At 51.7% G+C, this 23,443-nt stretch carries 25 protein-coding genes; 5 read left to right on the top strand and 20 right to left on the bottom strand.

The window, feature by feature from the left end:
- Positions 1-12: 12 nt before the first annotated feature.
- Both fadJ and fadI read right to left on the bottom strand, forming a co-directional pair.
- On the bottom strand, positions 13-2,148 hold the full coding sequence (gene fadJ / locus EHW58_RS10460) for a fatty acid oxidation complex subunit alpha FadJ (protein ID WP_077665883.1): 2,136 nt from the start codon (positions 2,146-2,148) through the stop codon (positions 13-15).
- The gene (fadI, locus tag EHW58_RS10455; protein WP_077578027.1) at positions 2,148-3,458 is read right to left on the bottom strand and encodes an acetyl-CoA C-acyltransferase FadI; all 1,311 of its coding nucleotides are present in this window, start codon (positions 3,456-3,458) and stop codon (positions 2,148-2,150) included. The genes fadJ and fadI overlap by 1 nt, the downstream gene beginning before the upstream one ends.
- A gap of 463 nt (positions 3,459-3,921) precedes the next feature.
- Here fadI and EHW58_RS10450 point away from each other — a divergent pair, with 463 nt between their 5' ends.
- From EHW58_RS10450 to EHW58_RS10440, 3 genes are all read left to right on the top strand, one after another.
- Entirely contained in the window at positions 3,922-4,461 is a 540-nt protein-coding gene (locus tag EHW58_RS10450; RefSeq protein WP_152796285.1) for a sigma-70 family RNA polymerase sigma factor, read from the top strand.
- On the top strand, positions 4,448-5,152 hold the full coding sequence (locus tag EHW58_RS10445) for a DUF3379 family protein (protein ID WP_077771491.1): 705 nt from the start codon (positions 4,448-4,450) through the stop codon (positions 5,150-5,152). The genes EHW58_RS10450 and EHW58_RS10445 overlap by 14 nt, the downstream gene beginning before the upstream one ends.
- A 274-nt stretch (positions 5,153-5,426) precedes the next feature.
- Positions 5,427-6,773 (top strand): outer membrane protein transport protein, encoded by a 1,347-nt coding sequence (locus EHW58_RS10440; protein WP_152796283.1) that lies wholly within the window; start codon positions 5,427-5,429, stop codon positions 6,771-6,773.
- Between the two features lie 83 nt (positions 6,774-6,856).
- Here EHW58_RS10440 and EHW58_RS10435 read toward each other — a convergent pair whose 3' ends face one another.
- The 10 genes from EHW58_RS10435 to ccmA all read right to left on the bottom strand — a co-directional run bounded on the left by EHW58_RS10435 (position 6,857) and on the right by ccmA (position 14,707).
- Positions 6,857-7,615: a VacJ family lipoprotein gene (locus EHW58_RS10435; protein WP_152796281.1), complete on the bottom strand. Its 759-nt coding sequence runs from the start codon at positions 7,613-7,615 to the stop codon at positions 6,857-6,859.
- A gap of 75 nt (positions 7,616-7,690) precedes the next feature.
- A complete protein-coding gene (ccmI, locus tag EHW58_RS10430; protein ID WP_077578023.1) occupies positions 7,691-8,902 on the bottom strand; it encodes a c-type cytochrome biogenesis protein CcmI in 1,212 nt (403 codons plus the stop codon).
- Positions 8,899-9,465 carry a cytochrome c-type biogenesis protein gene (locus EHW58_RS10425; protein WP_152796279.1) on the bottom strand — a complete coding sequence of 189 codons (567 nt, stop codon included), beginning with the start codon at positions 9,463-9,465 and terminating at the stop codon, positions 8,899-8,901. Before EHW58_RS10425 ends, ccmI begins: the two co-directional genes overlap by 4 nt.
- A complete protein-coding gene (locus EHW58_RS10420; RefSeq protein ID WP_152796277.1) occupies positions 9,462-10,013 on the bottom strand; it encodes a DsbE family thiol:disulfide interchange protein in 552 nt (183 codons plus the stop codon). The genes EHW58_RS10425 and EHW58_RS10420 overlap by 4 nt, the downstream gene beginning before the upstream one ends.
- Positions 10,010-11,974 (bottom strand): heme lyase CcmF/NrfE family subunit, encoded by a 1,965-nt coding sequence (locus EHW58_RS10415; protein ID WP_152796276.1) that lies wholly within the window; start codon positions 11,972-11,974, stop codon positions 10,010-10,012. The genes EHW58_RS10420 and EHW58_RS10415 overlap by 4 nt, the downstream gene beginning before the upstream one ends.
- Positions 11,971-12,456: a cytochrome c maturation protein CcmE gene (gene ccmE / locus EHW58_RS10410; protein ID WP_046074918.1), complete on the bottom strand. Its 486-nt coding sequence runs from the start codon at positions 12,454-12,456 to the stop codon at positions 11,971-11,973. Before ccmE ends, EHW58_RS10415 begins: the two co-directional genes overlap by 4 nt.
- Positions 12,453-12,659 carry a heme exporter protein CcmD gene (ccmD, locus tag EHW58_RS10405; protein ID WP_077638738.1) on the bottom strand — a complete coding sequence of 69 codons (207 nt, stop codon included), beginning with the start codon at positions 12,657-12,659 and terminating at the stop codon, positions 12,453-12,455. Before ccmD ends, ccmE begins: the two co-directional genes overlap by 4 nt.
- A complete protein-coding gene (locus EHW58_RS10400; RefSeq protein WP_046074920.1) occupies positions 12,659-13,396 on the bottom strand; it encodes a heme ABC transporter permease in 738 nt (245 codons plus the stop codon). Before EHW58_RS10400 ends, ccmD begins: the two co-directional genes overlap by 1 nt.
- Before the next feature lie 28 nt (positions 13,397-13,424).
- Positions 13,425-14,093 (bottom strand): heme exporter protein CcmB, encoded by a 669-nt coding sequence (gene ccmB / locus EHW58_RS10395; RefSeq protein WP_077578019.1) that lies wholly within the window; start codon positions 14,091-14,093, stop codon positions 13,425-13,427.
- Positions 14,090-14,707 carry a cytochrome c biogenesis heme-transporting ATPase CcmA gene (gene ccmA / locus EHW58_RS10390; protein WP_152796274.1) on the bottom strand — a complete coding sequence of 206 codons (618 nt, stop codon included), beginning with the start codon at positions 14,705-14,707 and terminating at the stop codon, positions 14,090-14,092. Before ccmA ends, ccmB begins: the two co-directional genes overlap by 4 nt.
- A 120-nt stretch (positions 14,708-14,827) precedes the next feature.
- On the opposite strand from ccmA, the gene EHW58_RS10385 reads away from it, so the two are divergent.
- Positions 14,828-15,637 carry a hypothetical protein gene (locus tag EHW58_RS10385; RefSeq protein WP_152796272.1) on the top strand — a complete coding sequence of 270 codons (810 nt, stop codon included), beginning with the start codon at positions 14,828-14,830 and terminating at the stop codon, positions 15,635-15,637.
- Positions 15,637-15,936: an EscU/YscU/HrcU family type III secretion system export apparatus switch protein gene (locus EHW58_RS10380; protein ID WP_370517160.1), complete on the top strand. Its 300-nt coding sequence runs from the start codon at positions 15,637-15,639 to the stop codon at positions 15,934-15,936. The genes EHW58_RS10385 and EHW58_RS10380 overlap by 1 nt, the downstream gene beginning before the upstream one ends.
- Before the next feature lie 21 nt (positions 15,937-15,957).
- Here EHW58_RS10380 and EHW58_RS10375 read toward each other — a convergent pair whose 3' ends face one another.
- The 8 genes from EHW58_RS10375 to cheY are packed head-to-tail and all read right to left on the bottom strand — an operon-like array spanning position 15,958 to position 23,408.
- Positions 15,958-16,392 carry a DUF2802 domain-containing protein gene (locus EHW58_RS10375; RefSeq protein WP_046074924.1) on the bottom strand — a complete coding sequence of 145 codons (435 nt, stop codon included), beginning with the start codon at positions 16,390-16,392 and terminating at the stop codon, positions 15,958-15,960.
- Positions 16,392-16,880, bottom strand: a complete 489-nt coding sequence (locus tag EHW58_RS10370; RefSeq protein ID WP_021023081.1) for a chemotaxis protein CheW — start codon at positions 16,878-16,880, stop codon at positions 16,392-16,394. The genes EHW58_RS10375 and EHW58_RS10370 overlap by 1 nt, the downstream gene beginning before the upstream one ends.
- A 34-nt stretch (positions 16,881-16,914) precedes the next feature.
- Positions 16,915-18,096, bottom strand: a complete 1,182-nt coding sequence (locus tag EHW58_RS10365) for a chemotaxis protein CheW (protein ID WP_152796270.1) — start codon at positions 18,094-18,096, stop codon at positions 16,915-16,917.
- Entirely contained in the window at positions 18,083-18,865 is a 783-nt protein-coding gene (locus EHW58_RS10360) for a ParA family protein (RefSeq protein ID WP_046074927.1), read from the bottom strand. The genes EHW58_RS10365 and EHW58_RS10360 overlap by 14 nt, the downstream gene beginning before the upstream one ends.
- A gap of 10 nt (positions 18,866-18,875) precedes the next feature.
- Entirely contained in the window at positions 18,876-20,012 is a 1,137-nt protein-coding gene (locus EHW58_RS10355; RefSeq protein ID WP_046074928.1) for a chemotaxis response regulator protein-glutamate methylesterase, read from the bottom strand.
- A gap of 18 nt (positions 20,013-20,030) precedes the next feature.
- A complete protein-coding gene (locus EHW58_RS10350; RefSeq protein WP_152796268.1) occupies positions 20,031-22,265 on the bottom strand; it encodes a chemotaxis protein CheA in 2,235 nt (744 codons plus the stop codon).
- 9 nt (positions 22,266-22,274) lie between these two features.
- Positions 22,275-23,009: a protein phosphatase CheZ gene (locus EHW58_RS10345; RefSeq protein ID WP_152796266.1), complete on the bottom strand. Its 735-nt coding sequence runs from the start codon at positions 23,007-23,009 to the stop codon at positions 22,275-22,277.
- A gap of 30 nt (positions 23,010-23,039) precedes the next feature.
- A complete protein-coding gene (gene cheY / locus EHW58_RS10340; protein WP_046074931.1) occupies positions 23,040-23,408 on the bottom strand; it encodes a chemotaxis response regulator CheY in 369 nt (122 codons plus the stop codon).
- Positions 23,409-23,443 lie beyond the last annotated feature (35 nt).

Here is a 23,443-nt window from a genome sequence, read left to right as displayed (position 1 = left end):
GCTGGCTAACGGTTAGCTTTCGGGGTAAAACACCTGCCCTTCTTTGGCCATCACGGTTAAGCGCTCACAAGGAGCAAATCGTTCACCGTAACGATTTTGATGCTCGTTGAGCAAGTTGACCACACGGTCAATGCCGATATGGTCCATATAGCGGAAAGGTCCGCCCAAGAACGGCGGGAAGCCGATACCAAAGATCGCACCGATGTCACCGTCACGTGCAGAACGAATCACGCCCTCATCGAGGCATCGTGCCGCTTCATTGAGCATCATCAATACGCAGCGCTGCGCCACCTCATGACCAGACAACTGGGCGTTAAGGGTAATATTGAGCAAGCTGTAGACTTTCTTATCGGCCTGCTTAGCCTTGCTGCCTTTTTTGCTGGCATCGTAGCGATAGAAGCCCTTACCTGTTTTACGCCCTTTGCGGTCGTCATTCAGCAGCACATCGAAAACATCCGGCGCTTCAAAACGCTCCCCAAGCTCTTGCGTCAGGATAGGCGCTATCTTAGCGCCAATATCAATGCCCACCTCATCAAGTAAGGTGATAGGCCCAACAGGGAAGCCAAAGTCCAATAGCGCGGTGTCGATATGCTCAATGCTTTCTCCAGCCAACAACACGCGCGCGGCCTCATTCATATAAGGGGCAAGGATCCGGTTGACGTAAAAGCCTGCGCTATCACCGACCACAATCGGCGTTTTACCTTGCTGGCGCGCCAGCTTAACTACAGTCGAAATCGTCTTATCACTGGTGTTTTTATGGGGGATCACCTCCACCAGTGGCATTTTTTCTACCGGGCTAAAGTAGTGCAAGCCCACAATGTTTTCCGGGCGCTGGCTGCCTTCAGCGATTTGGTGGATAGGCAATGACGAGGTATTGGTAGCAAAAATCGCGTCCTTCTCGGTGATGGACTCCATCTCTTCCACCATGCGGTGTTTAAGCGATAAATCTTCAAATACCGCTTCGATCACCACATCCGAGTTAGAGAGGGTCGTCGCCTGTGTATCGCCCGATAGCTGCATCATCGTCGCTTGCAGCTCGGCCTTACTGAGCTGTTTACGCTTGCGTTTTTTGTCCAGCAGTTGATAGCTATACCGCAGAGCATTCAAAATACCATCTTCGCTCACATCTTTCACGCGTACGGGATAACCCGCTTTTGCGACCGAAACATGCGCAATTCCCGCGCCCATCAAGCCACCGCCAAGCACGCCAATACGACTGATATCGCTGGGCTCAGCATCGGCACCGTTTTCTTTTTTCATCGCGGTGGTCGCGAAGAAAATGCTACGAAGTGCTTTAGACTCCGACGTCATCACCAGCTCACCAAACTGGCGCGCTTCTTCCTCAAAGCCGGCTTTCAAACCTTTATCGAGGCCCTTTTTCACCACGGATAAAATGGCATCGGCGGCAGGGTAATTACCACGGGTTTTCGCTCGCGCTTTTTTGCCTGCTTGATCAAAGACGATGTTACGCCCAACCGCATTCCCACTCAGCATCCAGCTTTGCCAGCTGCGGTTGCGTTTTGGTTTCGATTTCTGCGCCAGCTGTTCGGCCACGTCGAGCAAAACGGTATCTGGCACACAGTCATCCACCACACCAAGCTTTTTCGCTTTTTTGGCGCGTAACTGTTTGCCCGTTAGCATCATATCGAGTGCGTCAGGCACACCGATAAGGCGAGGGAGTCGCTGTGTACCGCCCGACCCTGGCAACAAGCCTAGTTGTACTTCTGGCAAGCCAAGGCGCGTTTTATCCCAATCTGTGGCCACACGGCTGTGACAGGCAAGCGCGAGCTCCAGCCCACCACCTAGGCAAGGGCCGTGAATGGCTGCCACCACGTGAAATGGAAGCTTTTCAATGCGTGAAAACAGAGCCTGACCTTGCGCGGCAATATCGCGGGCTTGCTCGGCGCTGTCACAGGCTTCTAGCATGCGCACGTCTGCACCGGCCACAAAGTTATCTGGCTTACCAGAGTGAATCACTAGCCCTTTCACGCTTTTATCGTTTTCGAGTTGGTCTAATACCGCGGAAACGCCCTCAACAAAGCTTGCCTGCAGCGTATTCATGCTCTCGCCCGGCACATCAATGGTCAGCCAGGCTATTTGGTTATCAGCAACCGTTAAATGAAAGGCTTGATGGGTTTCTGTGGTCATTATTCTGCCTCCAAGATCATTGCTGCGCCTAGGCCACCTGCTGCACAGGCTGTGTTCAATGCTAATCCGCCGCCACGACGTTTTAATTCACGTAAGGTTTGGGTGATCATCCGCGCGCCTGTCGCGGCAAATGGATGGCCGTAGGCGATTGACCCCCCTAACACGTTGAATTTATCCATATCGATGTCACCAATCGCGCGGTCACGATTTAAATGCTCACGAGCAAAGGCGTCGGAGGCAAACATTTTAACATTGGATAAGGTTTGCGCAGCGAACGCCTCGTGCATATCAATCAAGGTTAAGTCCGCAAGAGAAATCCCCGCACGATCAAGCGCAAGTGGTGTGGCGTAAGAAGGGCCCATCAGCATGTCTTTTTCCACCCCGATGGCGGAGAACGCATACGAGCGAATGTAACCGAGCACCTCAAGACCCAATGCTTTCGCGCGACTCTCTGGCATCATCAATACCGCAGCCGCACCATCAGTCAGCGGCGTGCTATTGGCCGCCGTGACCGAGCCATGCTTACGGTCGAATGCAGGACGCAACTTAGCGTAGTCCTCCAGCGTGGAGTCGGGGCGCAGGTTATTATCTTGTGCAATCCATGTTTTGTAAGGTTCGGGATAGGCCGTCATCACTTCATCGCTGAGCAAGCCTTCATCCCAAGCTTTGCTCGCCAGTTGATGGGAGCGCAGCGCTAGCGCATCTTGCTCTTTGCGTGGGATCTGATGCGACTTTGCCATTTGCTCGGCCGTTTGCCCCATGCTCAGCCCCGTCGAATATTCAGCCACGGCGGGCGGAACCGGTGCCAGATCTTTCACTGAAAGCTTACTGAGCAGCTTTAATCGCTTGCTCATGGTTTTCGCCTTGCTCAAGTCTAGTAATGTCCGCGCCAGTTTTTTACTAACGCCGATGGGCAGTACGGATGATGAATCCGCCCCGCCGGCAATACCCACTTGAATAGTGCCTGCAACCATACTCTCTGCCACATTGGCGACCGCCTGAAAGCTGGTGGCACAGGCACGCGTAACACTGTAGGCATCGGTGTGAATATCCATGCCAGTACCTAGCACGATTTCGCGAGCAATGTTTGGCGCTTCAGGCATTTGCACCACCTGACCAAACACCACTTGATCAATGTCTTTCGGGGAAATACTGCTTCGGTTGAGCATCTCTTGTACCACCATTTTGCCGAGATCAACCGCTGGCACGTCAGTATAAGCGGTTGATTGGCGGGCAAAGGGTGTGCGTAGCCCAGACACAATAGCAATGCGATCACCATTGCTGGTTTTGAGGTGTTGCTGAGACGTCATCACTGCTCCTTAGGATGTTCTACAGGTCTGACCACGAGTGTAACCAAATTGTTACCAGCTTAAAACATCCGTTTTAATTGATTGGTAAGATTGCCAACAGGCGCACAGATCCGCTACCCGTGTCACCACAATGGTTCATGGTAAACAAACGAAAAAGCAAAAAGAAAAATAAAAAAAGGGGCCTTGCGCGAACGCAGGCCCCAAAAATATTGGAAAGCAAAACGATAATCTGGGAAGTGTGCAGTGCTTTTCCCGCACCCAGATCCGAACAGAAAGTCATATCATTCAAAAAGGAAACGCCGTTCACTCAACCTCACGAGTGTCGACACATGGCCGATAACGACAGGAGTCACTTTACCGACTTGTCGGGTTCTAATATTGAAACAGATCAAACTTGTACCGATTTTTCACCTAAGATGAAATAAAATGACAAATCACTCGGTCTTTATAGGCTGACTAATCCATGGATAAAGGCTCATCCGGTATGACCCGACAAGCACGATACGAGGCATTGGTGCGCGCATGGCATCGTGACCTCTACCGCTATGCCTACTGGTTAGCAAAAGACTCGCATATCGCGGAAGACTTGGTGCAAGAAACCTGCTTACGCGCTTGGCGCTCGTTAGACAGCTTGCAAGATGACAAGGCAGCCAAAGCCTGGCTAATCACCATTTTGCGCCGAGAGAATGCGAGGCGCTTCGAACGGAAGCAGTTTGACCATGTGGACATTGACGATGGCGAATTGGAAGACAAAACGCGACCCAGCGAAGAAGCGTCCATGGAACAACGCTGGCTACACCGGCAGATTGCCGCTTTATCACCGGAATATCGCGAGCCCTTGGTCTTACAGGTTATTGCCGGTTTTAGCGGCGACGAAATCGCCCAAATCTTGGATTTGAACAAAAACACAGTGATGACTCGCCTCTTTCGCGCTCGCGCTCAACTCAAAGAAGCGCTGGACACCACCGCCACCTCAGGAGGCCAACAGTATGGACGATCTTGAATTTCGCCGCCGCCTACTTGCAGACCCTTATGATACTGATCCTGAGTTGCAAGCCGCCAAGGCCGAGTCTGAACGTCACCAAAACTATGCGGACGATATCGCCGAGTTGGACAGTAAAATCGACCAAGCGCTTCGCGTGGATGTGCCAGAAGACTTAGCCGATAAAATTTTGTTTTCGCAAACCACCGACGTTGAGCAACGAGCCAAACGTCCGCGCTGGCATCTCGCTATTGCCGCCTCTATTGCCTTTGTGTTTGGTATTGCACTTGGTCAGTTTAATTGGGGGCACGCGACGCTCGACCTTAATCAAACGGCATTGGCGCACTATTATCACGAACATGCCTTTATAGAAGGTATTAACGAGGGGGCGACCATTGAGCAAGTCAACGCGAAGTTACAACCCTTTGGCAAAGCGTTTAATGCGCTCCCCGGCGAGGTGACTTACATCAACCATTGTAGTTTTGGTGAGCAACATGCCCTACACATGGTGATGGAGAGTGATGGACAAGCCTATACGGTGTTTGTGGTCCCGTCTGCCAGTCAGGCGCCCGCACAAAAAAGTGACGGAAAAATGCAAGCCGTCAGCCGCCCCGTGCATTCAGCGAGCGTGATTGTGGTCGGCGAGGCGAAAAGCGCCGCCGCCCCCATTGCCGAGCAACTGCAACAGCAACTCACCCCCAGAGCGATCTAACCGCGTATTGTGCGCCCTCTCGGCAGGCAGAGAGGGCGCATGCTGTGATTTTTCCTTCCGCGCCAACGACTTTTCGCCTCCTAATGTGTAACAGGTGTGCGCTGAGTTCATCCTTCGTCGCTTAAATCCCCGCCAACACAGCAGATAAAAACACTAAAAACTCGTTTTTTGTTGTTTCATTATTTTGTTTTTACCCTTTATCGTAGCGATAAATTGATTTACGCACGCGAGCTTTTACTCTAGGCCTCCCTTTATACAGCGAACAAGTAAGCAGATGAAAAATAATAAGATCGTTTATCTTGCCGTCGCCACCGCGCTCGGCTCTCTTTCCACGACCGCACACAGTGCCGGTTTTCAGCTCGCAGAAACCTCAGCAACCGGCCTTGGCCGCGCTTTCGCAGGGGAAGCAGCAATGGCGGATAACGCCAGTGCGCAATTTCGTAACCCTGCGCTATTAAGCTACCTTGCCGACACGCAAGTATCAGCAGGGGGTATCTATGTGAACCCTAACGTTGATATTGATGGGACAAACACAAACATCTCGAATGATAAAAAGACTGCAACGTCAACCGATGATGTTGCCCATGATGCCGTGATCCCTAATTTCTATTTTGCCCATCAAATCGACGATCGCTTTACCGCGGGCTTAGCTCTGGCGACCAACTTTGGCATGGAAACCGATTTGGGCAATGACTTTACTGGGACCCAGTTTGGTAACGAAGCGGCGGTGACTACCTTTGAGATCAACCCTAATATCGCTTGGAAAGCCACCGAGCAATTACGCCTCGGTGCCGGTATCCGTTATGTGTTGGGAGAAGGGAGTATTGGCGCGCAAGCGAATACGATGGCCGCTAACAAGTCCATTCCGGCAGGATCGACTTTAAAATATATGGAAGGGGATGACCGTGCTTGGGGTTGGCAATTGGGGGCCGTGTACGACATCAATGACAAGCACCGCGTTGGTATTAGCTATCGCTCCGAAGTAAACCTAACGCTGGATGGACATGCTGAAGGGGTCACTTACAACAAGATAGAAATTGATAAAGGTCAACTCGCACCAAAAGACCTTTTGAGTGGCAACCACTATCCCGGCAGTATGGATCTCACCCTGCCCGCTACCGCCGAGCTCTCTTCGTTGCATCAACTGACTGAGCAGTGGGCGGTACACACCAGTATTAACTGGACCGAGTGGAACAGTTTTGACAAGTTAGAAGCAGATATTCCATCGCTGTCTAATGACCCACAAATGGTAAAAGTAGAAAATTGGGAAGATAACTACCGCTTTGCCATCGGCACCACCTATCAGTGGGATCAGCAGCTGACGCTCCGCTCAGGCGTTGCCTATGACACGTCGGCGGTAAGCGATAAAAATCGCACCCTGACCATCCCAGAAACTGACCGGACCTGGTTAAGCGTGGGCGCCGGCTATGACGTGACCCCTAAGCTCACGCTAGATGCGGCCTTTACCTATGTGTTTGCCAAAGATGCCCCGGTGAAAGAGCCGCGTGATGGCATCAACTCTGAATCAGAGAAAAATGCAGAGGCTCTATTTGGTAAATTTGAAGGCGAAACCACAGGTAATGTGTGGTTAGTTGGCGTGCAAGCCAGCTATCGTTTCTAAGCATCACGCCTTATCCAACAAAAACACCACGGCTTTGGCCGTGGTGTTTTTTATCGCGTTTTACCTAACTCGCTTACGCTGATCTACGGCGCGGCATCGATATCATCGATAAAATCATCGAGAAACTCATCATCCAAGGCAGGTTGTTGCTCAAGCGCTTCATCCCCTTTGGCGCGATAGCGACGGTTTTGCAGGTAAGCCTCTCGTGCAAACGCATAAGGGTCCGGCGAGTTATCCAATTGCGACTCCTGAGACACTAACGCTGCGCGCGACTCCATCCCATCAAACATCCATTTTAAAACCGACTGCGGCAGGGTGAGTAACGCAAGCGGCGGATAAAGGCCATCAACGACTTCGCCCGCGCCTTCTCGCACTGAGGTAGGCCCATAGCCAGGCAGCATAATATACGCGCCCGTTCCCACATCATAGTGACCGATGGCATCACCAAATTCGCGCTGATCATATTTTTGAATATCAGCCGCTGACGCGATATCAATCAAGCCCCCTAACCCAAACAAGGTGTTGATCCAAAAGCGGTTAAAATGGGTCGCGGCTTTCTCGCCTTCCAGCATGATCAAACTATTCAACATGCTGGCGGGCTCTTCGAGGTTGCCCAAAAAGTTAGAAATCCCGGTACGCACGGGGCTTGGCACGTAATCAACATAAGCGATTGAAACAGGACGCGCCACATAGGGATCCAGATAATCGTAGTTGACCGTCCACATCGCACGGTTAAAGCCTTCTAACGGGTCTTCTGGGTGCGGCTCTGCCCCTGGCGGACGTGATACACAACCGGATAACAGGCCGAGTACCGCCACCATCAAACACAGACGTTTCCACATCAAATGGGATTCCTCTACACAATGAAAGGCTGGGAATGCCCAGCCTTGCTAACAATGATGACTATTCTGTCTTGGTTATTGCTGTTTGTCGATAACCAGTTCAGCCTGGCTGCCCACGCTTACCTCAGAACTCTGCCCAATCCAATCACCTTGCTTGGTGGCCACATTGCCGTCTTGGTCAATCCGCGCCCGAATCACCACCTTATCATACGAGGATAACGCCTGATTAGGATTTAAGCTGTCAGTGTCTGCCAAATCTACAGACAAGGGAAACTTCGATAAAGGCAGGCGCTTGGCCGCGATTGGCATCGGTGAGTTTGCCGATGCATGCGCGGAAATAATCACCACGCCGTCCTGGGGTAACTGCACTTGCTGACCCAGTGCCACTGTTACCGCGACTTTCGCACCATCGGCGCTGTTAAGCGCTAGCTTCGCGCGTGCGATCGACTGATCTAACGTCTGGTTACGCGGATCGTCACTGCCTATCAAGGTTTTCATCGCCTTCCACGTGGCAATGGCATCTTGATATCGCCCTTGCTCGAACGCTTGATACGCGAGCAACGACATCGCCTGCAGATTAAAGGGATCCGCTTTCACCACGGATTTTAATAAATTCTGTGCCCGCACACTGTCTGCCTCATCACCGGCAAACAACAAGGCTTGCGCCAACCCGACTTGAACATCAGGTTGTGAAGGCGCCAAAGCATAGGCTTTTTCCATAGCGCCTTTGGCCGTTTCACCGTCTCGATTAGCAAGGCCAATACGACCCAGCAACAGCCACCCTGTACTATCGGTCGGCTCATGCTGCAAGCGTGTGCGCAGCGCCAAGGTTAAGTCTTGCATCTCTTGTTGCGTCAGCGGCTGTTCATTGTCCAGTAGACGCTTGGACAATGACGGTAACTGTTGGGCAGTTTGTTGCCACTGCGCTACTTGGTTGGCACTGCCCTCAATGCCATACAAGCCGAAGCTGACCACCGCCAGTACGACTAAACCTGGCACCCACTGCATCGGCGTCAGGCGCAAATGACGCGCTTGTTTGGCTTTCTCCTTTTCTGGGATATCGTCCAGCAATGATTGCTGCAGATCCTGCCTCAGATCGCGTGCATTATCGATTAAGCCTTCTGCACTTTCCGCTTCAATTTCTTCCACACGATCAAAGTAAAAGGCTTTATTGAGTGCATCACGGCTCCCCTGATGATCGTGCTCACTTTTTTGCCAAAGGGGCCACAAAAACATCACTGCGCCAAGGACAAAAAACACCAAGGTCGCGCCCCAAAACTCAATCATTTTGGCTCCTTATTTTGCTGGGTTGACGCATGCTCAGATGACGCCGGTTGCTCCGCGGGGGTATCCATGTTCGTTGCTGAGGTGCCTGCAGGTGAATCATCGTCCTCTTCTGTCGATGACAACAGCGCATCGAGCCGTTGCTGCTCCTCATCGCTCAACGCGTGATTGATGGTCTGCTTGGCACGTCGGCTGCGCACTATCATCACCCCCACGCCAGACATCAGCACCAGCGCAGGCGCCAGCCATAGAACTACAGTTGATGCGGTGACGGGCGGGTTGTAAGTCACAAAGTTGCCGTAACGCGCGATCATAAAGCTGCGAATCTCTTCATCCGTCCGACCTTGCTGTAACATTTGGTGCACTTTTTGGCGTAAATCCTGCGCAAGCTCGGCGTTAGAATCGGCAATGCTGTTATTTTGACACTTGGGGCAGCGTAACTCACTGGTGAGGGCACGAAACCGAGCCTCTTGCTCGGCCGAGTCGAATTGGTACACGTCAATCGCATTCGCTAACGCCAAGGTCGCGCTCAGCCACAGCACGCTGAGTAGGATCAGTCGCTTCATCCGTCAACCTCCTTCAATGCGTCGAACTTCGGCTTGAGGGTCTCCTGCCAATTACGAGCGTTCACATCACCCACGTGCCGGTACTGAATCACGCCGTTAGCATCAATCAAAAACGTTTCCGGCGCACCGTACACACCCAAATCAAGCCCTAACATCCCATCGCCATCATACAGACTAATCTGGTAAGGATTACCGAGGTTGTTCAACCATTTGATTGCTTTTTCACGATCATCTTTGTAATTGAGACCGATAATTTTTACCCCTTGCGCCGCCAGTTTGTTCAAAAACTGGTGTTCGGCATAACAGGTCGGACACCAGGTTGCCCACACGTTAAGCAGCAATGGTTCGCCTGTGAAAATGGCCTGGTCATACTCCTTGCTCGGCGTTTGTAGATCCTCGAGATGAAAAGCGGGCACGGGTTTACCGACCAAGACTGACTCCAGCTTAGTCGGATCATCCCCTTTGGCGTTGTTGTCGAGCTGAGCGACAAAAAAGCCCGCCAGTGCCGCAAACGCCAATAATGGCAAAAACCAAAGTACCTTCTTCATACGCTGGCCTCCTGCTTGGGTACCCGCTTGCGACGAAACCGGTAGCGCTTATCGCTGATCGCTAACGCACCACCCAGCGCCATGACAATGGCACCAAACCAAATCCAACGCACAAAGGGTTTGTAGTAAAGTCGCATTGCCCATGAGCCATCAGGCAACTCTTCACCCATAGCGATGTATAGGTCACGCGTAAAGCCACGATCGATGGTCGCTTCAGTCATCATCGAGCGCTGCACTGAATAGAACCGCTTTTCGGCATCCAAATGGTTGATAAAGGTGTCACCACGGTATACATCAAACGAGGCCACGTAACCCTGGTAGTTAGGCCCTTGCTTGTCTGATAAGTCGGTAAACTTAAAGGTATAACCTTGCAAAGTGACGCTGCTGCCCGGCGCCATTTTGACATCACGCTCAATGTCATAATTCTCAACCATTGCCACCCCAATAATGGTGATCGCAAGGCCAATATGACCCAGCACCATGGCCCAATGGCTGCGCCCCAGTTTTTTAATCCCTACTGTAAAGGCATGACGATGGGTAGCACGCAAGTGAAGCTCATAGCCATGCAGGAAGGTGATCCACAGCGCCATGGTTACGCCCATTGCCGCCATCGCTTTGAAACTGTCCGCTAAGGTTGCGATGGCACCGACACCTAGAACAACAGCCGCAATACCACTCACGAGCATCGGTTTGGCTAAGGTTGACAGCTTGTCACGCTTCCAGCGAATCAAAGGTCCAATGCCGAGGAAAAAGGCAAACGGTAGCATCAGCCACGCAAACAGGAAGTTAAAGAAGGGCTCGCCAATCGACACCGAGCCAAGGCCCAACTGCTTGTGCACAAGCGGCAATAAGGTGCCAATGAGGACGATGACAAGCGCTGTCATTAACAAAGTATTGTTAACCAGCAAGGCATTTTCTCGTGAAATGAACGACACCTTAGTGCGCCCTTTGATCTCAGAGGCGCGCATCGCATAAAGCAGCAATGAACCGCCAATCACCACCACAAGAAAGCCAAGAATAAACAAGCCACGCGCCGGATCGGAGGCGAACGAATGCACCGATACCAACACCCCAGAGCGCACCAAGAATGTCCCTAACAAGCTGAGTGAGAACGCAGAAATGGCGAGTAACACGGTCCACGCTTTAAAGGTGCCCCGTTTCTCTGTCACCGCCAATGAGTGCATCAAAGCGGTACCCGCCAGCCAAGGCATGAATGAGGCATTTTCGACTGGATCCCAAAACCACCAGCCGCCCCAGCCAAGCTCGTAATAAGCCCACCAAGAGCCGAGCGCAATGCCTAAGGTTAAAAATAACCATGCGGCGGTGGTCCAAGGACGCGACCAGCGCGCCCACGCGGTGTCCAAACGTCCCGCAAGCAGTGAACCAATAGCAAACGCAAAGGCGACCGAAAAACCTACATACCCCATGTACAAAATAGGAGGATGCACAATGAGCCCCGGATCTTGCAACAATGGGTTGAGGTCACGCCCGTCGACGGGGAAATAAGGCAAGGTGCGGTCAAACGGGTTCGAGGTAAGAATAATAAACAACAAGAAACCGACCGAAATCATTCCCATCACGGCCAATACCCGTGCGACCGAAGACAACGGCATGCCGCGGCTAAATACCGCCACCGCCACGGTCCAAAGCGCCTGAATCAGCACCCAAAGTAACAGTGATCCCTCGTGCGCCCCCCAAACTGCGGTTAAGCGATAGTACCAAGGCAAGGCACTGTTGGAGTTGCTCGCGACATAGGCCACCGTAAAGTCGTTGGTATAAAATGCCCAACTCAACGCGATAAAAGAAAACAGCAACATGGCAAACATCCCCAAAGAGAGAGGACGCGCCATTTTCATCATCCCTTCATGGCCTTGATTGGCGCCATACAGCGGATAGAAACTCAATAACAGCGCCAGTCCCAACGACAGGATTAACGCATAATGCCCGAGCTCAACAATCATAACTGACTACCTTGTTTTTGCTCCTCTGTGTATTCAAGCGGCTGATGATTCTTTTCCATCGCCTCGGCTATCTCAGGCGGCATATACTCTTCATCATGCTTAGCCAACACCTCACTCGCTTTCACAGTGCGTGAGTTAACCAGCACGCCTTGGGCGACAATACCTTGCCCCTCCCGAAAAAGGTCCGGCAAAATTCCTTCATACGTCACGGTGACGGCGGGACCCACATCGGCAACATCAAACTGAATTTGCAACGATTCCTGATCGCGCTTCACTGAACCTTCCACCACCATGCCGCCAATTCTTAAGCGCTGGCCCACCTCGGGCTTGCTTCCATCCGGCTTGCCTTGCACGATTTCAGTCGGTGTGTAGAACAGATCCATGTTTTGGTTCAAGGCATACAAAACCAAACCGATAGTGGTCGAAACACCAATTAGCAACGCTAACGTGATCCACAACCGTTTTTTACGTCGGGGCGTCATAATGTGTTCTCCAGTGCTTGTGCATCTTTTATTCGCTGCTCACGGGCGATTTGCTGTTTGACCGCTTGCAGGCGTTTTTTATGTGTCCGTCGATAACCAAGGATGAGTGCCAGCATCGCAGCCGCCGTGATACCAAATGCGCTCCAGACATAAGCGGCATAGCCTCCCATCGCTAAAAACGCACTAAAACTCTCAAAATGCATTATTTCCCCTCCGCCAGTGCACGAACCCAAGGCCGGTGAGACTCTCTTAATAAAATTTGATTACGCAGTCCCATCAAGGTCAAGGCGACAAAAAAGCAGGCAAAGCCTAATAAACAAACAAGTAACGGCCAAAGCATCCCAGGGTCGATCGAGGGGCGGGCAAACTTAGTGATCGTGGCGCCTTGATGCAGCGTGTTCCACCATTCAACCGAAAAGTGGATAATAGGCAGGTTAATCACCCCCACCATCGCCAAGATCCCCGCCGCTTGCGAGGCCGTGCGCGCATCGTCAAACGCGTTATACAAAGCCATGACACCAATGTAGAGGAACAATAGAATTAACTCAGAAGTGAGGCGTGCATCCCACACCCACCACGCGCCCCACATGGGCTTGCCCCAAATGGCCCCAGTGACTAAGGCGATAAAGGTGAACACGGCCCCCACTGGTGCAATAGCACCCACCGCCCAATCCGCCATTTTTAACTGCCAAACACGACCAATAAACGCCGCGATGGCCATCGACATATAGGCCCCCATCGACCAAATAGCGGCAGGGACATGAATATAGATAATGCGAAAACTATCGCCTTGTTGGTAGTCTGCTGGCGCGAAGGCTAAGCCCCAAACCATGCCCACAACCAAGCTCAAGCCTGCCAACACAGCAAACCAAGGGAGAAGTTTTCCACACAGCCGGTAGCTCACTTCCGGCTTTGCGTAAGGGTGAAGCCACTTCCACATGACAATTGCTCTACTTCCTGATTAATAATTAGTTCACGCTCACACGCAACGCGGCGGCGATAGCAAAGGGGGCCAGGGTGACGGACCCGGCCAACATGGCACCAAGGATCGCCAGCTGTCCATTGATGTCTGCACCAAATCCCGCCATATCAATTGCTGAGGTGGCAAAAATCAGTACAGGAATATAAAGCGGGAGGATCAGCAAGCTCAAAAGAACACCTCCCTTGCGAAGACCCACTGTTAAGGCAACCCCGATCGCACCAACAAAACTCAATGTGGGCGTGCCCAACAATAGGGTCATCACCACCGCTTGATACTGGACCCCATCTAGCGATAGCAATAATGCCAACACTGGGCTGACTAATAACAAGGGCAAGCCGGTCAATAACCAGTGGGCAATGACTTTAGCAATCACTAACAGCGGCAAGGGGACGGGCATCAGCATCATTTGCTCAAGCGACCCATCAAGGTAGTCATCACGGAACAAACGCTCAAGTGACAGCAGTGCAGACAGTAATGCCGCGACCCAGATAATGCCGGGGGCGATGGTCTGCAGTAACTGAGGGCCAGGCCCAACACCGAGCGGGAATAAGGTGATCACAATAATAAAAAACCACAAAGGGTTTAGACTATCAGCCGGCTGACGAAAAGCGACTTTTAACTCTCGGCGAATAATCAACCACATCGCTTTGATCATTGCGCCCCCAAACGAATACGACGCAATAGCGGGTGACCCACAAACATGTCCTGGTGAGTGGTAAATAGCACCATTCCGCCTTGTTGCACATGCCGCTCAAACACAGCTTCAAGCACTTTCACCCCTTGTTTATCAATCGCCGTCAGCGGCTCATCGAGAATCCACAATCTCCGGTCACTTAACCAAAGCCGTGCGAGGGCAACGCGCCGGTTTTGTCCCGCAGACAGCTGTCCCGCGGGGATATCCTCACGCCCCGCCAAACCGACCTTGGCAAGTGCTTGCCAAATTGCATCATGATCACACCGTCCATGCATCCGCATGTAATAGGCCAGATTTTCAAACGCGGTGAGTTCGCGCTTGACCCCTGTGGTGTGACCTAAAAAAAGAAGATCGCGATAAAAGGCATCGCGTTGTTGGGTGATCGCCTGCTGCTGCCAACAGACCTCGCCACTGTCCGCCAACCCAAGGCCAGCGATGATACGCAATAATGTGGTTTTGCCTGCTCCATTTGGGCCTTCTACTTGTACGAGATCACCAGGAGCCAGAGAGAATGTCAGCGCATCAAACAACACTCGGTCATCACGAACACAGCAAAGCTGTTTCACTTCCAACATGACAAATGTTGCATCCTGCTTGTGTTACAAAAGTGGACGCATAGTACCACAATGGTCAAAATGACTGTTAGTTACCACAGGGTTGCAAAGTGTGACTCGCGTAAATAATTGTGAGAAACCATGAAGATTGCACCAACCAATCTACAGCATTTGATGGTAAAACCCGCAGCCATCGCCTCACCGTCCTTGCCATCAATCGATGGCCGCGCGCTGTCGCAGGCACAATTTACCCTAATACATACCGCGGCCAGCACAGGGTTGGCCGATGTGTTAGCCCAGTTACATTTGTTACCTGCACTGACTGCCACCATGAGACAACAGCCAGCATCAACCCAAGCGTTAATGCAATCACTACTTACCGCTTGGACGCTTCCCACTCCCGGCCATCAACAGGGAACCAGTTCAGACACCATTGTCCAGTGGCTCACACAACGCCCTGCCGATAAGTTGCTTGCCACACTACTCAAGCAATGGCTCTCGCCCCAGTCAGAGGGCGATAATCTTACGGGTTCATTAAGACTGATGGCCGAGCAAAGAGTGGCTGAGTCATCACGCCCTGGCGAGTGGCAATGGGTATTACCTTTTTCCGATCTCCAGCGGCCGCCCGTTCGTGTCACGGCAAAAAAACAAGGTGAACAAACGTCTCCCTCCACTGAGGAAACGGTTCAGTGGCACGTTCGCCTATATCTTCCGGTTAGGCACCAATTTGTCCGTGCCGACTTAACCTTGTCCAAGCACGAAAGAGCACTCACACTGACCACACCGACAACGACACTCAAACACCGCATTCATCAAACGCTTGACTGGCTCAGTGAGCGGTTTGCGCATCAAGCGATTGCCTTAGATATAGCGATCAGTGAAGAGATCGATGAAACCGGACCAGAATCAGAGAGTGATGTGCCAGCCGCTGGCATTTCCATGAGGGTTTAATGATGAAAGATAAAAAACGCGCAGTGGCTCTCGGGTATGACGGCTACCAGGCCCCAAAAGTCAAAGCGAAAGCCACTGATCAACTGGCGCTGGAGCTGATTGAGGCCTTGAGTGAGCAAGGTGCACTCATTCATCAAGATGCTCATTTACTCGCCTGGCTAGACCGATTAGATAAAGATGATGAGATCCCACCTGAGCTCTATCGAGTGATTGCCGAATTGATTGCGTACGCTTGGGTACTGGAGGGAAAGACCCCGCCAGGTTGGCAGGGACATACACCGATAGACACCTTGGTATAGGGTATCGGAGAGTTTTAGTGGTTAGCGCTGCTGATTGGCAGCTTGTCGTTTACGCAGATTAAGCAGCAATTCGGCCTCTGCTTTGGGGAGATCACACTCTTGCATTAACTCATCAACATCCGCGCCCAAATCAACCATTTTACTGGCTCGACTATAGAGACGGCTTTCCGAATCCTGCATTTCCAGCTCAACATGCTTTTCTAACAACTCATCCACATTGGCAGATAAATCGGCGAGCTTCTGCCCCATCCCCATGCTACCTGCCCGCAATTCATTAAATTGCTTCGCTAAGCTGTCATGGCGTTGACGCGCACTCTTGAGCACGGTTTCCATAGCTTGCAGCTTATTCTCTAGTCGCTGCCTGGCACGCTTTTCTGCGCGAAGGCGCCATAAAGCAACGATGGCAAACACCACCGTCACAGCAACAGGCGACCACGTCAGCACAAGCTCCATCATTACAGCATTGCCATCTCATTCCATTCTTCGTCGGTCAACAGCTTGTTGAGATCAACCAAGATAAGAAGCTCGCCATTGCGGTTACTCACGCCTTGAATAAACTTAGCGCTTTCTTCCGTGCCAACACTTGGCGTGGTATCGATTTCTGATGTTTTCAGGTACACCACTTCCGCGACGCTATCAACCATAATACCAATCACCTGGGTCTCGGCTTCGATAACGATCACGCGCGTGTTATCGGTGACCTCGGCTGACGCCAAGCCAAAACGCGACCGTGTATCTATCACGGTAACGACGTTGCCGCGCAAGTTAATGATACCTAATACATAGTCAGGGGCGCCCGGTACGGGTGCAATCTCAGTGTAACGCAGCACTTCACGTACCTGCATTACATTAATGCCGTAGGTCTCTTCTTCAAGCTGAAAAGTAACCCACTGCAACACCTCGTCATTGACGCCTTCTTTTTGAATTTCAGCTACCTGAGACATTGATTTTCCTCTTTACGCGCTGTGTAACTAGTTATTACGCCATCGCCTTGGCGTCAATTCCCTGATTTAACATAGCAATAAATGCTTGAACATGGATCAGAGCACACATTTTTTCTTTAACCATGCCCGCTAGCCAAGGTCGCTTTCCCGCTTGTTTTCGCCAGCGAATCGCTTTGCCACTGAGCGTCTGAGTACCGAGTAACTGATCACACGCCAGTCCCCACTTACTATCGCCCAGAATCACAATATAATTATAGTCGTCCCTGTGCTGATTATCTGCCAGTTTTTCTGGCATCACCCAGCGAGCGGTATCAACAACATCAAGCTGTTGTTGCTTTTCTGTCTGCAATCCTAGATACCAATCCGGCCGACCGATAAGGCGATTGCACTCGCCCAATTGATGAATACCGCCCAATTCGGCTAAAGGGACCGCGTAGGTCACACCCATGCTTTCAAAGAATAATACCTGAAACTCTGCTTCCGTTTCAGCATTTTCCCATTGAGTGGGGGGCAGATCGTCACCGGCTTGCGTGTCGGCTTCAGCCTCGTCGTGAATCTGCTCTGCTTGTACCGTCTCCTCAACGGCCTCTGTATCAAGTTCCGGATCAGCTTGTTCTGCTTCTACCGCGACATCGACGTACGCTTCGGTCTCGGTCTCGGTCTCGGTCTCGGTCTCGGTCTCGGTCTCGGTCTCGGTCTCGGTCTCGGTCTCGGTCTCGGTCTCGGTCTCGGTCTCGGTAAGAGTTTCTACCTCAGGGACCGCCTCGTCTACCTGAACCTGCTCCTCAACATCAAGCCCCCAATCGGCCATGGTATAGGTTTCAAGGGTTTGCTCTTGTGCCTCTTCCACAGCAGGATCGACAACCTGCTCGGCCGTCTCTTGGGCAACGTCTTCTTCAGTTTGGGTCGCCGTTTTCGTTTCCAGCTCCGCCTCTTCATCGACTTTGAGCTGGGCAAGTAATCGCTCGACTTCCGCCAAGTCGCGTTCCGGCTCAGCATACGCGACCGGCTCAGGTATTCCCGCATTCATTATAGGCTGTGGCTGAAGCCGTGGGGAAGCATCACCGAGGTACGATGCAGACGACACCTCCGGCGTGGCACTAGCGGGCTCTACAGGCTGTTTGCCTGGTTGGGCTACCTCACCTAAGTCATCCAGCAGGGCCTCAAAGTAATCGTCGAGCGCTTGACCACTGGATAGGGCATTATGCTTGTTCATCCTGCTCCAGTCGCTCCAAATAGGTTAATAGAGTTTTGTAGGCAAATACACCACGGCAATTTTTCGCATAGAAAGACGCTGGCATATGCTTTAAGCTTGCATCTCGAAACTTAGTATCGATAGGCACGGCTGAGGCCCAGACCTGATCGCTATAGCGAATTTTAAGCTCCTGTAGGGTTTCCAGCGATGCCCGCGTACGCTTGTCGTACATGGTTGGAATGATAGTGAGATTAAAGTTAGAGCTACGAGACTTTTGCATGATCTGCAACGTGCGCATCATACGTTCCAACCCTTTCATCGCCAAAAACTCGGTCTGAACCGGGATCAATACACGATGACTGGCCGCCAACGCGTTGACCATCATCACGCCCAAAATCGGTGGGCAATCAATCAACACATAGTCATATTCGTCAGCCAATGCATCCAGTGCTTTTTTTAGCACCAACCCCATGCCACCCCGGTTCCCCATCACACGGTCTAACGTCGCCAGCGACATGTGTGCAGGAATTAAGTCCATATTCTCAAACTGTGTTTTGACAATGAGCGGCTTCACAGTCTCTTTATTGACAGTTTGTAGTTGAAACAAATCAAACAAGCTCGCTGGCAGCTGCTCTGAATCAAAATTCAAATAGGTCGAGAGAGAAGCGTGTGGATCCGTATCCACTAGCAGGACACGTTTCTTACGTTCACTGATCAATCCTGCCAATGTCACCGTGGTGGTTGTCTTACCAACACCGCCCTTTTGGTTGGCGATACTCCAGACTATCAAGCCCCACTCCTTATTTTAAATTCAGCTCAACCATGATGCGTTCGGCGATCCTCTCCAGCGGTAAGTCTTCCGACGAGATACCCGCTTTCGCCACTGCTTGCGGCATGCCATAAACGACACAGCTTTCTTCGTCCTGTGCCCAGATAGTTGCCCCCGCGCTTTTTAGCATACGTGCGCCCTCTCGACCATCTGCGCCCATACCGGTGAGCACCATCGACAGAACCTTATCGCCATATATTTTAGCGGCGGAGCCAAAGGTCACATCCACACAAGGCTTGTAATTCATCCGCTCGCCGCCGTCGAGAATTTTTAGACGTGCCGCGCCTGGTCTGCCATCAATCATCATTTGCATCCCTCCCGGCGCCAGGTAGGCGTGCCCAGGTTTGAGCGTGTCCCCATCTTTCGCTTCAACGACAGTGATTTTGCTCAGTCCATTCAGGCGCTGCGCAAACGCCGATGTGAATGTGGCAGGCATATGTTGAATCAAAACAATCGGCAGCGGAAAGTTTGCAGGTAGCTTGGTCAGTACTTTTTGCAACGCAACGGGACCACCGGTCGACGTACCAATCGCCATCAATTGGTAACGTTTCCCTGTGGCGGTAAATCGCGCTGGCGCCTTGGACGGCGCACTCGTCCCCACCGCAGGGCGGGACGCTGGGCGCGCAGGCGTGCGCACACCGCCCGATGGCGAAGCCGTTTGCCCAGTACTGCCTGGGGAGGATGGGCGCGTCGCACGTCGAAGTACCGGCCGTTTACGCGCAATTTCGAGTACGCGCTGTTGCAGTAAACTGGTCGCTTCTTCGCGATTGCGAGCGATGTCCTCAAACTTTTTAGGAAGAAAGTCGAGCGCCCCAGCTTCAAGTGCATCTAACGTGGCTTTCGCCCCATCATGCGTCAACGATGAAAACATCAAAATTGGTGTGGGCGTTTGCGCCATGATCTGGCGCACCGCCGAGATACCATCAAGTACTGGCATCTCCACATCCATAGTGACAACGTCAGGCTTGAGTTGAGCGGTTTTTTCCACCGCTTCCTTGCCATTCACTGCACTATCAATGACCTCCATTCTCGGATCGGCATTGATGATTTCACTAACACGGCGACGGAAGAAACTGGAGTCATCTACCACCAATACTTTTACTGCCATGGGCGTCCTTTTCTCAAATTAACCTGCGTAATGTTTCAACAGGTTGGGCACATCCAAGATCAGAGCAATATGACCATCACTGGTGATGGTTGCCCCTGCCATTCCCGGCGTCCCTTGAAGTAGTTCGTCAAGTGGCTTAATGACCACCTCCTCTTGACCAAACAAGGTGTCTACCACAAACGCGATGCGTTGATGCGCGATTTGCACGATCACCACATGTCCCTTGGTTTTATCGATATCAGTTGATCCTTTACACAACCAATCTTGCAAGAAGAAAATCGGGATGGCTTTGTCTCGAACAATCAAGGTAAGCTGCCCATCCACCGTGTTGGTTTTGGACATGTCCAAGCTGATAATTTCACTGACATTCGACAGCGGGAAGGCAAACGGATTTTCACCAACGCCTACCATCAAGGTTGGCAATATCGCCAGCGTTAATGGCACCTTGATTTCCAGGACTGTCCCTCGACCTAACTCAGAGTCGATATTAATCGAGCCATTAAGCTTGGTGATGCCGGTTTTCACCACATCCATCCCCACACCACGACCAGAAATATCGGAAATCTCGGTTTTGGTTGAAAAGCCAGGAGCAAAAATCAGGTTGTACGCTTCACTATTACTTAAGCGAGCCGCCGCTTCTGCATCAAGGACACCACGGTCAACCGCGATGCTCTTCAGCTTTTCAGCATCCATACCGCCACCGTCATCAGCAATGGTCAGGAGAATATGATCCCCTTCTTGTGACGCTTTGAGGGTGATGGTACCGACACGAGGTTTACCCGCTTTTTCACGCTCATCAGGCATTTCAATACCGTGATCCACCGAGTTACGTACCAAGTGGACCATAGGGTCAGCCAGCGCTTCGACCAGGTTTTTATCCAGATCGGTTTCTTCGCCCTGCATTTCCAGGACGATTTCTTTTTTCAAGCTACGTGCTAAGTCACGGACAACGCGGGGGAAGCGGCCAAATACTTTTTTAATTGGCTGCATACGCGTTTTCATCACCGCGCCTTGCAAGTCGGCAGTAACCACATCTAGGTTGGTAACCGCCTTGGCCATGCTTTCATCGTTGCTGCTTTGGCCCAGACTCACTAAGCGGTTACGCACCAACACCAGCTCACCGACCATATTCATAATGCCGTCAAGCGTGGAGGTATTAACTCGTACCGTTTGCTCTTGTTGAGGGGCGGCCGGTGGCTTCTTCTCAGGTGCCTTTTCTGCCGCAGCAGGCGCTTTAGCACCCGCGCCGGCACTTTTCGGTGTACTTTCTTTCGCGGGCTCAGGCTTGCTCGCTTTTTGTGCGGGCGCAGGCTCCGACTTTGGCTGAGGTTTGGCTTGTGCATCCACCTTATCGGCATCCGCTTTCGCTTTCTCCGCTTCGGCGGCGGGGCCTTTGCCTTTACCGTGCAAATCATCCAAGAGCTTTTCAAACTCGTCGTCATCGATCAGCTCATCACCACCAGATTGGGACGACGCCGAAGCGGGCTTATCCGATGGCGCTGATGGACTTTCATTGCTGGTGTCGCTTGCCCCTCCAGCAGGGCCTTTACCTGCACCGTGCAAATCATCAAGCAGTTTTTCGAACTCGTCGTCGGTAATATCGCCGCTATCCGCCTCAGTGCTTTCCACCACCTCAGGCTTTTCTGATGCTGAATCAGACGCCGTGGGTGCTTTTCCCTCACCATGGAGCTGATCGAGCAACTTGTCGAATTCATCTTGGGTGATCTCATCCACTGAGTCGCCACTGATCGCACTGTCGTCTTGGTTTGATGCGTCACTTTCAGACGCCTCAGGTTCAGGTTCGGGTTCTGGCTCGGGGTCTGGTTCAGGTGCAGGCTCTTCCACCACAGCCTCATCTTCACTCGCGGGTTTCGCATAGCGGTGTAGTGCTTCAAGCAAGGCACCATCGGCTGGCACTGGCTCTTCGCGGTTTTGTACCGCGGCGAATTGATCATTGACAGTGTCCAGCGCCTGCAAAATGGTGTCCATCACATCTGATGTCACCTCACGTCCGTGATTACGTAAGTTGTCAAAGACGTTTTCAGCACCGTGGCACGTATCGACCAGCGCATTTAAGCCAAGAAAGCCCGCGCCACCTTTTACCGTGTGGAAGCCACGGAAAATACTGTTTAGTAAGTCTGCATCATCAGGGGCACGCTCCAAATCGACCAGCTGCTCAGACATCTGCTCGAGGATCTCTCCCGCTTCAATCAAAAAGTCCTGAAGGATTTCTTCATCCATCTCAAAGCTCATAGCGCACCTCTAAAAACCCAAACTCGATAATAAATCGTCAACATCATCTTGGCTGTGAACCACGTCATCGCGCTCTTCAGGGTGAATCACAGGACCCTCAGGGGCTGACTTATCGGTGGTATCATCTGCTTTTTTCGCCGGTGCTGCGTCAATCGCAGCGCCATCCATGCCAAAGGCGGTAAGTATTTCTACCAGCTGTTGCTCAACTTCTTGCACCAATTCAATCACGCGCCGAATAACTTGGCCGGTTAAGTCTTGGAAGTCTTGTGCCATGAGGATTTCAGTCAGGTGCGCGTGCAATTCTGTCGCGCCCCCTTCTACTTGGGTCAAGAGTTCGTCAATGTTGTGACACAACGACTTGAACTCATCCAAGGCAATCTCACCGCGCATCAGGCTGTTCCAGTTGGGGCGAACAGCTTGCAAGTTGTCTTGCAGCTCGCTTGCTATCGGCATGGTTCGTTCAACCGAATCCATGGTTTTGTTGGCGGCCAATTCGGTTTTCTGCATGACATACGTGAGCCTGTCGCGAGCGTCAGGGATATCCACGTTGGCCAAATCACTCACTCTAGGATCCAAACGAAAGTCAGTAATCGAGTCATGTAATTGGCGGGTGAGCTTCCCCACTTCATTGAACAGTGGGTCACGCGCTTCTTTCGCTATTTCGGTAAGAAGCGTATTAGCGTTATCTTGCTCTCCGTTTTCAAGATACGCGACCAATTGTTTCGCTTGGTCCAGATTGATCATGGCGGTTCCTTCTTACTGTGCGCTTGCGAATTACATACGCTCGAAAATCTTATCGAGCTTTTCTTTCAACGTAGCGGCAGTAAAAGGTTTAACAATGTAACCGTTCACCCCTGCTTGCGCGGCTTCTACAATTTGCTCGCGCTTCGCCTCAGCGGTGATCATCAATACAGGCAGGTGCTTAAGATCGCCGTCCTTACGGATTTCTTTAAGCAAGTCAATCCCCTGCATACCAGGCATATTCCAATCGGTCACGACAAAATCAATACCGCCTTTTTTGAGGATTGGCAGCGCGGTTAAGCCGTCATCCGCTTCAACGGTATTGTTGAAACCTAAGTCACGAAGAAGATTCTTTACGATACGGCGCATTGTTGAAAAATCATCAACAACGAGAATTTTCATGTTTTTATCCAAGGTTGCCTCCGGTGAGGTCTCGT

The organism is Salinivibrio sp. VYel1, from assembly GCF_009377945.1.
Classification (GTDB): domain Bacteria; phylum Pseudomonadota; class Gammaproteobacteria; order Enterobacterales; family Vibrionaceae; genus Salinivibrio; species Salinivibrio siamensis.
This window is presented reverse-complemented; position numbering and strand designations above follow the sequence as displayed.